The organism is Microbispora cellulosiformans, assembly GCF_008728085.1.
GTDB classification, from domain to species: domain Bacteria; phylum Actinomycetota; class Actinomycetes; order Streptosporangiales; family Streptosporangiaceae; genus Microbispora; species Microbispora amethystogenes.
The window spans coordinates 17,442-29,570 of the sequence record NZ_VYTZ01000020.1; the positions used below are offsets into that span (position 1 = coordinate 17,442).

The window sequence follows — 12,129 nt, forward strand, 5'->3', positions numbered from 1 at the left end:
CGCCGCCGCGGCGATCCGCGGGTGCCGAGGTCCCCCTCCACTCCATCCACGAGATCGGCCCAAGTCAACGCGTTCCGGACAGGTTTTCGGCCAAAGGTCAGATGTTCTCAAGCCCCATGGGGGCAAGATGGCGCGTTTTAGGGCGTTTTGGTAACAGCCATTGACCCATACATCAAATCTTTGTAGCTTTGCGCTCACCCCCTGAACCGCCTCGTCATCGTGCCGGTCCCGCCGAACCCGTCTGCCCCCGCCACCGCCGGGATCAGGCGTATCGGCGTGCGCCGGACCGCCGGCAAGGCCGCAAGCGCGTTTGGAGAACCAATGTCAGACCTGACGCGAAGGCAGTTGATGAAGTACGGCACGGTCGGAGCCGGAGCTCTGATGCTGCCGATGCAGTGGACGGCCGTCGCCCGAGCCGGTTCGACGGCGCCCGCGGAGGTTCGCGCCGCGAACGACATGGCTCTGTGGTATGACAAGGGCGCCGGCACCGACTGGCTTCGCGCCCTCCCCATCGGCAACGGACGCCTCGGCGCCATGGTGTACGGCAACGTCGACGTCGAACGGCTCCAGCTCAACGAGGACACCATCTGGGGCGGCGGGCCGTACGACCAGAGCAACACCAAGGGCGCGGCGGCACTGGCGGAGATCCGGCGCCTGGTCTTCGAGGACCAGTGGAGCCAGGCCCAGACCCTCATCGACCAGAACATGCTGGGCAAGCCCGCGGGCCAGCTCGCCTACCAGACCGTCGGCAACATCAGGCTGACCTTCCCGAGCACCACCGGGTTCACCGAATACGACCGCCAGCTCGACCTCACCACAGCCACCACCTCCGTCAACTACTCGCTGAACGGCGTGCGGTTCAAGCGCGAGGTGTTCGCCAGTGCGCCCGACCAGGTCATCGTCATCCGCCTGACCGCCGACAAGCCCGGCTCGATCACGTTCAGCGCGACGTTCGACAGCTCCCAGCGCACGACGCGCACCAGCCCGGACAGCAGCACGGTGGCGCTCGACGGCGTCTCGGGCAACTTCGAGGGCATCACCGGCCAGGTCAAGTTCCTGGCGCTGGCCAAGGCCGTCGCCGAGGGCGGCACCGTCACCAGTTCGGGCGGAACGCTCCAAGTCGCCGCCGCCGACAGCGTGACGCTGCTGGTCTCCATCGGCTCCAGCTATGTGAACTACAAGGACGTCAGCGGCGACTACCAGGGCATCGCCCAGCGGCACCTCGACGCCGCCACGAGCAAGGACTACGCCTCGCTGCGCACCCGGCACGTCGCCGACTACGAAGCCCTGTTCAAGCGGACGACGCTCGAACTGGACCGCACCGACGCCGCCGACCAGCCGACCGACGTCCGGATCGCCCAGCACGGGGCCGTCGACGACCCGCAGTTCTCCGCGCTGCTGTTCCAGTTCGGCCGGTACCTGCTGATCAGCTGCTCGCGTCCCGGGACGCAACCGGCCAACCTGCAGGGCATCTGGAACGACTCCCTGAGCCCGCAGTGGGACTCGAAGTACACCATCAACGCCAACCTGCCGATGAACTACTGGCCCGCCGACACGACGAACCTGTCGGAGTGCTACGAGCCGGTGTTCTCCATGATCAAGGACCTCACCGAGACCGGCGCCCGCACGGCCGAGGTGCAGTACGGCGCCGGCGGATGGGTCACCCACCACAACACCGACGGGTGGCGCGCGACCTCGGTCGTCGACGGCGCGCTCTGGGGCATGTGGCAGACCGGCGGCGCGTGGCTGGCCACCATGATCTGGGACCACTACCTGTTCACCGGCGACGTCGAGTTCCTCCGGAAGAACTACCCGGCCATGAAGGGCGCGGCGCAGTTCTTCCTCGACACCCTCGTGGAGGAGCCGAAGCTCGGATATCTGGTCACGAACCCGTCGAACTCCCCCGAGCTGCCGCACCACGCGAACGTCAGCGTGTGCGCCGGCCCGACGATGGACAACCAGATCCTGCGCGACCTGTTCAACGGCTGCGCCGAGGCCAGCGAGGTCCTCGGTGTGGACGCGAGCTTCCGGGCGCAGGTCCTGGCCGCCAAGGACCGGCTCCCTCCGATGAAGATCGGCTCGCGCGGCAACATCCAGGAGTGGTTGTACGACTGGGTGGAGACCGAGCGGAACCACCGGCACGTCTCGCACCTGTACGGCCTGCACCCCAGCCACCAGATCACCAAGCGCGGCACTCCGGAGCTGTACACCGCGGCGCGGCGGACCCTCGAACTGCGCGGCGACGACGGCACCGGCTGGTCGCTGGCCTGGAAGATCAACTACTGGGCGCGGCTGGAGGAGGGCAAGCGGGCGCACGACCTGGTCCGCCTCCTCGTGACGCCGGCCCGGCTGGCGCCGAACATGTTCGACCTGCACCCGCCGTTCCAGATCGACGGCAACTTCGGCGCCACGTCGGGCATCACCGAGATGCTGCTGCAGAGCCACGCCGGTGAGCTGCACCTGCTGCCCGCGCTGCCGCCGGCCTGGCCGAATGGGCGGATCAAGGGCCTGCGGGGCCGCGGCGGCCACACGGTCAGCGTGGAGTGGAGCGAAGGCCAGGCGGACGACTACCGCGTCAGGCCGGACCGCGCGGGTGTGGTCAAGCTGCGCGGCGACATCTTCGAGGGCCGCTTCAAGCTCCTCGACACCACCGGCGGCGGCGCGGCCCAGTTCACGAGGGTCGAGCCCGACGCCATCGAGATCAACGCGACGGCCCGCCACACATACCAGGCGGTAGCCCTGCAGAAGGTCACGATGGCCGTGCCCGTCGAGGTCAGTCCGGGACAGGAGGCGAAGGTCAAGGTCACCGTCCGGGCGATCGAGGTGTCGCTTCCGAAGGCGACGGTGTCCCTCCAGGCGCCGCAGGGGTGGACCGTCACCCCCGCCCAGGCCGAAGTGGGGCCCCTGGCGGCGAACGGGAAGGCCACGGTGGAGTTCACCGTCACCCCCGCCGCCGGCGCGGCGACCGGCACCGCGGTCCTCACCGCCGTGGTGAGCGGCACCGAGGGGGGCGAGAGCTGGACCGCGTCCGCTCAGGCCACGGTGCGGGTGTGGGGCGGCGGGGAGAAGACGCTGGAGGAGCTCTTCAGCAACGTCGCCGTCACCGACGACAACAACACCGCTCCCGGCAACTTCGACGGCAACAACGCCAGCATCTCCGCCCAGGGCCTCGCGACGGTCGGCGTCACCCCGGGGGCCACCGTCGCCAAGAACGGGCTGAACTTCAAGTGGCCCAACGTCCCGGTGGGCACCCCGGACAACGCCATCGCCTCGGGACAGTCCCTCAAGATAACCGGCACCGGCAAGACGCTCGGCTTCCTGCTGACGGGGACCTACGGCGCGGTGTCCGGCCCCGCCACCATCGTCTACAAGGACGGCACGAGGCAGACCTTCACCCTCAGCTCGCCCGACTGGTACGGCACGCCGCGGCCGGAGGGCGACGCCGCCGTCGTGGCCCCCTACCAGAACCGGCCGAACAACCAGCGGCAGAACACCGCCGCGACCATCTACTACGTCGGCGTGCCGCTGCAGAACAAGGAGATCTCCCGCGTCGACCTGCCCAACATCAGCGCACGGGCGGCGAACAACGTCGCGACGATGCACATCTTCGCGGTCACGCTCGACGCCACCGTTCCGCCCCCGCCGGCGGTCAAGCTGACCGTCACCGCCAGCACCCGCTGCATCGGCTCCTCGGCCTACCTGGCGGTCACCGCCGTCAACGACTCCGACGTGACGGCCACGATCACGCTGACCACGCCGTACGGCACCAAGACCGTGGCCGACGTGGCCCCGGGCAAGCAGGCCTACCAGTCCTTCAACACCCGGGCCGCCCAGATCGGCGCCGGCAAGGTCACCGTGACGGCGACCGCGACGATCGCCGGCAAGGAGGTCACCACGTCCTACGACGCCGCCTACACCGCGGCCAGCTGCTGACGACACCTTGGGAGTCCCCGGCCGACCGCCGACCGCACCGGCGGTGACCACCCTCCACCCGCCGGGGACACCGCCATCGCACGCCGGGGCCGGCCGCCGATCCGACGGCCGGCCCCGCCCCCCATGGATGGAGCCATCTCATGAGAATCACCAGGACCACGCAGATACTCGCCGCGTCGGCGCTCGGCCTGACCCTCACCGGCCTCAGTGTTTCCCCCGCCCTGGCCGACGACCCCGGCGCCGGCATCGACGTCTCGGTCACCATCACCCCCACCACCACCCCCGGCCAGATCTCCATGACCGTCGCCGACAACAACGGCGTCTCTCTGCAGGAGAACGGCTCCGACGCCGCCGCCCGCCAGTTCGTCGGCACCCTGCCCACCGTCACCGTCACCGACACCCGCACGCCCGCCGAGATCCCCGACGGCGAATTCTGGGCCGTCGTCGGCCAGGCCAGCCAGTTCACCGCCACCGGCAGCGGCATCGCCCCCATCGGCCCCGAATACCTCGGCTGGAAGCCCCGCCTGCTGTCCGACACCACCACCGGCGCCGTCGCCGCCGGCGAACCGGTCTCCTCCGTCGTCTCCGACGGCTCCGGAGCCCCCACCGTCGGTCTGCAGGGCCAGGAACTCCTCGTCTCCACCGCCGACTCCGCCACCGAGATCGGCACCTCGAAGGTCAACGCCGACCTCGCCCTGCGCACCCCCGTCGACGTCGCCGCCGGCGAATACCACTCCACCCTCACCCTCTCCCTCTTCAACCAGACCTGACCCCCGCGAGTGCGACGCTGCCTCCGACTCGCTCTGCCGGACGACCCCGAATGGCTCACTACACAGGAGGAGCTGTGGTGGAATGTCCGATAAGGGATCATCGGGAGTGCGGACGAGTGAGAAGGGGGCAGCGTGGGGGTTTATGCCGAGACGGGGGAAATCTCGTTCCGGGCTAAGGTACGCGGCTGCCTGCTCGGCGGGGCGATCGGTGACGCCCTCGGCGCGCCCGTCGAGTTCGACCCGCTGGCGGTCATCAAGCGTGACCACGGCAGCGCGGGCCTGGTCGACTTCACCCCCGACTGGCGGGGCAAGGTCGGCCTGGTCACCGACGACACCCAGATGACGTTGTTCACCGCCGAAGGGCTGATCCGCGCCGACGTCCGCGTACGCGAGCGAGGCATCGGCAGCGCGGCCGACGTCGTCCGCAACGCCTACCTGCGCTGGCTCGACACGCAGGAGCACCGATCCCCGCCGCCGGCGGACGGTCTCGTCCGCACCGGCCGGCTTCGTGAGCAGACCTGGTTGTACTCCCGCCGCGCGCCCGGAAACGCCTGCCTCTCCGGGCTGCGCGTCGCGCCCGGTCCCGCCGCCGCTCCCGGTGAACCCGGGCCGGTCAATCCCCGGTCGAAGGGCTGTGGCACGGTGATGCGCTCGGCGCCGTTCGGGCTGGCCGCCCGCGACCCGTACGCGGCCTTCGATCTCGCGGCCAGATGCGCCCAGATCACGCACGGCCACCCCACCGGCTACCTGGCGGCGGGAGCCTTCGCGGCGATCATTTCCCTCCTGGTCGAGGGCAGGCCGCCCCTGGAGGCCGTACACCACGCCCTCGAAATGCTGCGGGACAAGCCCGCGCACGAGGAGACCACCACCGCCCTGCAGGCCGCGGTCGCCCTGGCGGACGCGGCGAAGCCGTCACCGGAGACGGTGGAGTCGCTCGGCGGCGCCTGGGTGGCCGAGGAGGCGCTCGCGATAGGTGTCTACTGCGCCCTGGTGAGCGACGACGACGTGGAGCGGGCGCTGCTGCTCGCGGTCAACCACTCCGGCGACAGCGACTCGACCGGCTCCGTCTGCGGCAACCTGCTCGGCGCGCGGCACGGCGAGGCGGCCCTTCCCGAGCGATGGCTGTCCCGGCTGGAAGGCCGGGAGGTCATCACCGAACTCGCCGACGACTTCGCGGACCAGTTCAGCGGAGGCCGCGCGGCGCCCGGCAAATACCCCGGCTGCTGACCCGCTCCGGCCGAGTGATCGACGCGGCGTACCACCGGTTGGAACTCCAATTTGTCGGTTGCTTCCCCTGGCAGCACGACTGAGGCGGGGATAACTTCCCTCAAGGAGGATTCTCCCTGGCGAACTTATCGGGCGATCCGGAAATATTCCTTGGCTGAATGCCCGAAGAGTACGGTTGCCGAGGCTATAGGACGATGTCTACCTTTGACATCGAATGCAACGCGGGGGCGTGAAGCGGCGGATAGGGGGCGGCGTGGCGGAAGAGATGGTGCCCAACCCTCGCCACGCACAACTATTGGAACTCCTCAAGGAAGTCCAGAGCCGCGCCCACGAGGTCGGCCAGGCATATCAGGGCATTTATGCCGCGATGCAGTCGGCCAAGGTCTGGACAGGACCAACCGCCTCAAAATGGACGAACGAGGTGGCGGACCGGCATCACCGCCTGGCCCAGCTCGTACGGCAGATGACCCACGCGATCGAGGACGAACTGCACCGGCATCCGGCGATGGTGACCCGTTCCCAGGCCGAACTCATCCGGCACCAGCTGACCGGACGCCCCTGAACGCTGTGACCGCCTCGGTTCGGGAAGGACGCGATGACATCCCCCAGCGGCGACTTCTGCGGCATCGACCCAGCGGCGATGAACGCCATGGCGGCCGACCTGCGCCGGGCCGCCGACCGGCTCACCACCTTCTCGTCCGACTTCGAGGGGTTGTTCCGCGCGAACGGGGTGAGCACCACCCCCCTCAGGCAGGTCACCGCCATCGCCGACTGGGGCAGGGGCCAGGTGCCCAAACTCTCGGAGCGGGCCGAGCTGATCAAAGCGCTGAACGGGACCGGCGACCACACCTTCGCCCGCCTGCCGGACGCACTCGACAGTTTCGCGACCGGTCGCGGCCTGGGCCTCATGTACGGCACCGGCCTCTTCGAGAACCCCGACTTCACCACCGAGACGAAGGGCGAACTCGCCCACCAGCACATCAAGGAGATCGCCGCCCTCGCCAAGGACCCCGCCGCGGCGGCGGCGTTCTTCGCCACGCTGCCCGCCGAGGTGCGCGACGCGCTGCCCAACCTGCTGATGAACACCGGCAGCCCGACCGCGAAGGAAGATCTCGCCGCCTTCAGCGCCGCCCTGGGCGCCGCCCTTCGCGCCCCTGGCCGCATCCCGGCGATGGAGAAGGTGAAGGCCGAGCTGATGGCCGAACCTCCGAACCGGGTGGTCGCCTGGAACCGGCTCGCGCTGCTGGCCGGGGCGAAGGCGCCGACGGACGTGCGGGTCGCCGCGGCCCGCTCCCTCGCACTCGACGACTTCTCGAAGAACCCCCGCCAGGACTGGGCCGGCGCGGGCCCGGACGAAAGCAGGACGTACGGCTACTCACCCGACACAGTCGCCCTCGCGCTGGGGCTCCTCGCCGGTGACGGCAAGGCCGCGCGGGCTGCTTTCGCCCAGATGGGTGGCGATGGTGTCAAACTCACCCAGGTCGAGAAGATGAAGCAAATCCTGACCTACGCCAGGTCCGTCGGCACCGGCGACGACGTGGCGGACGCCTTCGGCCGGGCGATGGAGGCAGGCAGCGAGGCCGCGACAGAGAAACCGGGCAAGCACTCCGCCGAGGCGGCGGCCTTCGCCTTCGACGCGATACTCGCGGCCGGTTCCTTCGGCAAGGACCTCCCGAACGCCGCGCGAGACTCTATGGCCTCCATCGCCAAGTCGTACATCCACGAACTCGCCTCCGGCGCCCGCTTCGACAAGGCGATCTACAGAAAATCGGGTATGGCCGTGCCCGATGACTGGCTGCCGATTCCTGGAGTCACGCCTGCTTTCTATCTCAGTCCTGGAGACACCTACCGCTTCCTCCAGACGTTCACCGGCGAGGAGTCGCTGACCGAAGACTTCGACAAGACAGCAGCCCAATTCCGCTACGACATTCTGATGGCCGCTGCCCGCCTGGATGCCAAGAGAGACGACAACCACTTCCACGACGCTGCGACCATGCTTGGTGATCTCGGCGGGCTCGAGTTCAAGGCGGCGGCCGACGTACGCGGCGAGAAGGACGCCATGGACAATTTGATCCGTGATCTCACCAAAAACACCATCGGTCTGGGCATCGACCAAATTCCCGTAGCGGGCGGTCTCATCGAGACAGGCTGGACGCTGACGAAAACCTACGGTGGGAGCAAGTTGCTCGACAACTGGGCGGCCAGCTTCGAGACACGCGTTCAAGCGCTGACCGAGGCCCACGCGAACTTCACCCTACGCCAGAAATACGACATGGCTTACTTACTCCATGACGCCGGCTTCCCGGCGAGCAAGCCACCGGCTGAGCTGCTCAACGAGAAAAATGGCCATCTCAGATCCTTCGACGAGCTGATGACTGAGGCAAAAACGGAGGCAACCGCAACCGGAAAAAGTTGGGAGGGAATTCTCCGACTGAAGCTAACACCGTACGAGCGATGGATGGATAGCAACAAGGCTTTCGATGACAAATCAGAGGATGCCTCCCGTTCTACGACCAACGACCAGGCCAAGGAACTCCTCCGCATCTGGGGCTGAGATCCTACGACGGGGGCAAACAGTCAGTTTCAGCCACAAGCCGCCAGGTAGGTGGCTCCGGCACCACAATGACCTTAACAGTGATGCCGGGAACATCCTTGCGACCCTCAAGCAACCGGCCGTCCCGCCAATCCACTTGAGTGAAGTCATAGGTCATTTCATAGTGAAGAACTTGGGACAGCGTATTTTCCATCAACCGCTGCGCCTGATCAAGATGGCTATCCACGTCTGGAGCCTTGCGCTCGTAATCGGCCGTCGCACGAAACACACGCTGGAACTTACCCTTGTCGCAGGGTAAGTCCCTGTCCGGGCGCTCCACAATACGTAGCTTCTTGAGCGGGTTCTTGAAGACATCGTCGGTCTCCAGGCGTTGCATGTCTTTCTGGAGTTCCGCGCTGGCCGCCTGCAGGGTCGGACCGGTGCCGCAACCCGAAACGACCCAGACGACCAGGATGAACGTTACTGCCATCCGCGCGACGCGCACGCCCCTACCTCCACCGGCCGACATACGGACAAAGCAATCTTGGCCCAAAACCATGCCTCTCGCCATCCCATCGATTAAGTCGGCTGCTTATTCAGATTGCCGGATGGTTTCGGCGGCCCCCGAGGTGTTCGCGTTGGACCTCTGGGCCGGCCTGATGACCCACCTTGACCCGGACCGGATGGCATGCTCGCAGAGTGGTGATTCAAGTGTCGGTGTGCGGGCCTCGCGACTGCACGGCCGAGGACGAGCGCAACGCGCGTGAGGTCGGCCGACTGCTGGCCGAGCGCGGCGCGGTGGTGATCTGCGGCGGATACACCGGAGTGATGGCCGCGGTGGCGGCGGGAGCGCGTTCCGCCGGCGGGACCGTCGTCGGCATCCTGTCCCGTCCGGACCGCGAGCACGCCAACCCCAACCTGAGCATCGTGATCCCCACCGGGGTCGGCGAGGCACGCAACAACATCATCGTGAACTCGGGGGACGCCGTGATCGTCATCGGTGGTTCCTGGGGCACCCTCTCCGAACTCGCCCTCGCCATGCGGCACGGCCGGGCACCCGTCGTCCAACTTGGAGGCTGGCGGCTCCTCGACCAGCACGGCGCTCCCGTCCCGGGCGTACGGCACGCCACCTCGCCCGAGCATGCCCTGGAACTGACCGGCCTCTGGTCGTAGCCCCGCCTGAGAAGGTGTACGCGACGACCGCTGAGCTTCCCCCGTGGGCCGTACGGCTCCGCGCCGTACGCCCAGTTCATCGCCTGGATGTGCCACTCCGGTGACCACGCCTCGCGTTCGTCTGGTACGACCGCTTCCATGCCTGGGGGTACTCGAAGAGGCCGAGGCACTGATCGGGGCACTTGGTCCCATTACAGGTCAGGCGGTAGCTGAAGCGTGGACATCCGTTCGAGCGAACCCGCCTATTGTCACACTGCGCGATTATGACTTTACCCTGTGCTTACGAACGTGTACATCGACGGGTTCAACCTGTATTACGGCTGCCTGAAGGGCACCCCGTACAAGTGGCTGGATCTCGATGCCCTCTCCCGTCGGCTGGTCCGACAGGGCAACGTCAACCAGATTCGCTACTTTACGGGAGAAGGGCCGTCGATCTCGTCGCTGCGCGCCCCACGTTCCTCAGGCAGATCAACCCCAGCATGCTCAAGGCGTGCCAACTACCCGACCTGCTGCGGGATGCGCAGGGAAAGATCAGACGCCCCAGCCGATGGTGATCAGAAAAACATAGAGCCCCGTCCACAGGACGGGGCTCCGGGCCACCCACCGAAACGGGTGGTGCAGTCGATGACAGTAAACAGGTCCGTGTGTCTGTCAAGGCACTTACCGTAATCGAGGGGCGCGCGGCCTAAGGCAGTTCGTACGGTGACGGCTCGGTGAAGCGTTCCTGTCCCAGGACGGCGAGCAGCCGCAGCTTCTCGTGGCCCTCGGTGCGCGGAGGGGCGGTGAGCACGAGCAGCGCCTGGGACTGGTCCTCGGTGAAAAGCACCTGGCAGTCCAGCTCGATCGGGCCGAGCTCGGGATGGACGAGCGTCTTGTGGTCTTCGAAGCGCTTGGCGACCTCGTGCCGTTCCCACAGCTCGGCGAACTCGTCGCTCGCCTTTCGCAGCGCCCTGACCAGCTCACCCGCCCGGGACCGCTCCCCCATCGACCCGTACGCGACGCGCAGGTTCGCCACCTGGGCCCGGCTCTGCCGGTCGCGGTCGTCCTCGGGGTAGCGCAGCCGTTCCGACGGATTGGTGAACCATCGGTAGATCTCGCTGCGGGCGAGGCCCGTGTAGCCGGACTTGTCGCCGAAGAGCGCGTCCGCCATCCGGTTCTGCACCAGCGTCTCGCCCAGGTTGGACAGGATGAGCGCCGGGGTGTCGCTGAGGCGGTCGAGCACCCGCAGCAGCGCGGGGGCGACGTGCGTCGCGGCGGTGACGCGCTCCGGGGCGGTGTGCCCCGAGATCCGGAAGAGGTAGTCGCGCTCGTCGCCCGTCAGGCGCAGCGCACGGGCGAGCGAGGCGAGCATCTGCTCACTGGGCTGCGGTCCGCGCTGCTGCTCAAGCCGTGTGTAGTAGTCCGTGGACATCGCGGCGAGCGCCGCGACCTCCTCGCGCCGCAGTCCGGGCGTACGGCGGCGGGCTCCGGCCGCGAGCCCGACGTCCTCCGGACGGAGGGTCTCACGGCGGCGGCGGAGGAAGTCGGCGAGTCCGGCGCGGTCCATGCGCCCAGTATCCGCCCGGCGCCCGCGAGGCGGTGACCGCCAACGGGGGACCGCCGATCCCCCGATAAGCGCTCCCTGCACCCGCGGCGGCCCCACGGCAAGAATGTGAGCATGGACATCTCGGGAAACACCATATTCATCCCCGGCTCCACCAGCGGAATCGGCCTCACGCTCGCCGTCGCGCTGCACGACAGGGGGAACACGGTCATCGTCGGCGGACGGCGGGCCGACCTGCTGGAGCGCATCGCCGCCGAGCACCCCGGCATCGGCACCGTACAGATCGACACCGCCGACGCCGCGAGCATCGAGGCCGCCGCGAAGGACGTGCTGGCGAGATACCCGGACCTCAACGTGCTCGTCACGATGGCCGGCATCATGCGCGTCGAGGACTGGCACCGGCCCGAGTCGTTCCTCGCCTCCGCCGAGGCGGTCGTCACGACCAACCTGCTCGGCACGATCCGCCTGATCGCCGCGTTCGTCGAGCACCTGCGGGCGCAGCCGGACGCCACCATCGTGACCGTCTCCTCGGGCCTCGCGTTCGCGCCGCTCAAGGCCACCCCGAGCTACAACGCGTCGAAGGCCGCCGTCCACATGCTCAGCGAGTCGATCCGGCTTCAGCTCGCCGACACGAGCGTGAAGGTCGTCGAGCTTGAGCCGCCGTCCGTCCGCACCTCGCTGCTGCCGGGCCAGGAGGACAGCGAGGCGGCGATGCCGCTCGACGAGTTCGTGGCGGAGGTCGTCGAGCTGTTCGAGACGCAGCCCGACGCGAAGGAGATCCAGGTCGAGCGGGTGAAGTTCCTGCGGTACGGCGAGGCGCGCGGCGACTACGACCAGGTCGTCGCGAGGCTCAACGCGTCCGACCCGCACGGCAAGTAGCAGACGCGCTCGCCGCCGGCGCGGGCCTCCGCACCGGCGGCGAGCGGACGAAGCAGAAGGGCTCCGACGAG

Annotated in this window: 9 protein-coding genes; 7 read left to right on the top strand and 2 right to left on the bottom strand. The window is 68.1% G+C overall.

All coding sequences use genetic code 11. The features are described 5' to 3' along the window. Positions 1-321 precede the first annotated feature (321 nt). The 5 genes from F5972_RS33905 to F5972_RS33925 all read left to right on the top strand — a co-directional run bounded on the left by F5972_RS33905 (position 322) and on the right by F5972_RS33925 (position 8,484). A complete protein-coding gene (locus F5972_RS33905; protein WP_150937735.1) occupies positions 322-3,933 on the top strand; it encodes a glycosyl hydrolase family 95 catalytic domain-containing protein in 3,612 nt (1,203 codons plus the stop codon). Positions 3,934-4,073: 140 nt separating this feature from the next. Then, a complete protein-coding gene (locus tag F5972_RS39090) occupies positions 4,074-4,703 on the top strand; it encodes a hypothetical protein (protein ID WP_150937733.1) in 630 nt (209 codons plus the stop codon). A 132-nt stretch (positions 4,704-4,835) separates the two neighbouring features. Beyond that, complete coding sequence (locus F5972_RS33915) at positions 4,836-5,930, top strand: ADP-ribosylglycohydrolase family protein (RefSeq protein WP_150939748.1); 1,095 nt, start codon at positions 4,836-4,838, stop codon at positions 5,928-5,930. A gap of 253 nt (positions 5,931-6,183) precedes the next feature. Next, the gene (locus tag F5972_RS33920) at positions 6,184-6,492 is read left to right on the top strand and encodes a hypothetical protein (protein ID WP_150939750.1); all 309 of its coding nucleotides are present in this window, start codon (positions 6,184-6,186) and stop codon (positions 6,490-6,492) included. A 33-nt stretch (positions 6,493-6,525) separates the two neighbouring features. Next, positions 6,526-8,484, top strand: coding sequence for a hypothetical protein (locus tag F5972_RS33925; RefSeq protein WP_150939751.1), 1,959 nt, complete (start codon positions 6,526-6,528; stop codon positions 8,482-8,484). A gap of 4 nt (positions 8,485-8,488) precedes the next feature. Here F5972_RS33925 and F5972_RS33930 read toward each other — a convergent pair whose 3' ends face one another. Beyond that, positions 8,489-8,968: a hypothetical protein gene (locus tag F5972_RS33930; RefSeq protein ID WP_150939753.1), complete on the bottom strand. Its 480-nt coding sequence runs from the start codon at positions 8,966-8,968 to the stop codon at positions 8,489-8,491. Positions 8,969-9,162: 194 nt separating this feature from the next. Here F5972_RS33930 and F5972_RS33935 point away from each other — a divergent pair, with 194 nt between their 5' ends. Next, positions 9,163-9,636, top strand: coding sequence for a TIGR00725 family protein (locus F5972_RS33935; protein ID WP_150939755.1), 474 nt, complete (start codon positions 9,163-9,165; stop codon positions 9,634-9,636). Positions 9,637-10,321: 685 nt separating this feature from the next. On the opposite strand, the gene F5972_RS33945 is transcribed toward F5972_RS33935, so the two are convergent. After that, on the bottom strand, positions 10,322-11,182 hold the full coding sequence (locus F5972_RS33945) for a helix-turn-helix transcriptional regulator (RefSeq protein WP_150939757.1): 861 nt from the start codon (positions 11,180-11,182) through the stop codon (positions 10,322-10,324). A 111-nt stretch (positions 11,183-11,293) separates the two neighbouring features. On the opposite strand from F5972_RS33945, the gene F5972_RS33950 reads away from it, so the two are divergent. Next, complete coding sequence (locus F5972_RS33950; protein WP_150939759.1) at positions 11,294-12,058, top strand: SDR family oxidoreductase; 765 nt, start codon at positions 11,294-11,296, stop codon at positions 12,056-12,058. Positions 12,059-12,129: the final 71 nt, after the last annotated feature.

Coding starts and splice junctions, on each gene's coding strand:
- F5972_RS33905 (WP_150937735.1), top strand. CDS start 322: ATGTCAGACCTGACGCGAAGGCAGTTGATGAAGTACGGCACGGTCGGA.
- F5972_RS39090 (WP_150937733.1), top strand. CDS start 4,074: ATGAGAATCACCAGGACCACGCAGATACTCGCCGCGTCGGCGCTCGGC.
- F5972_RS33925 (WP_150939751.1), top strand. CDS start 6,526: ATGACATCCCCCAGCGGCGACTTCTGCGGCATCGACCCAGCGGCGATG.
- F5972_RS33945 (WP_150939757.1), bottom strand. CDS start 11,182: ATGGACCGCGCCGGACTCGCCGACTTCCTCCGCCGCCGCCGTGAGACC.
- F5972_RS33950 (WP_150939759.1), top strand. CDS start 11,294: ATGGACATCTCGGGAAACACCATATTCATCCCCGGCTCCACCAGCGGA.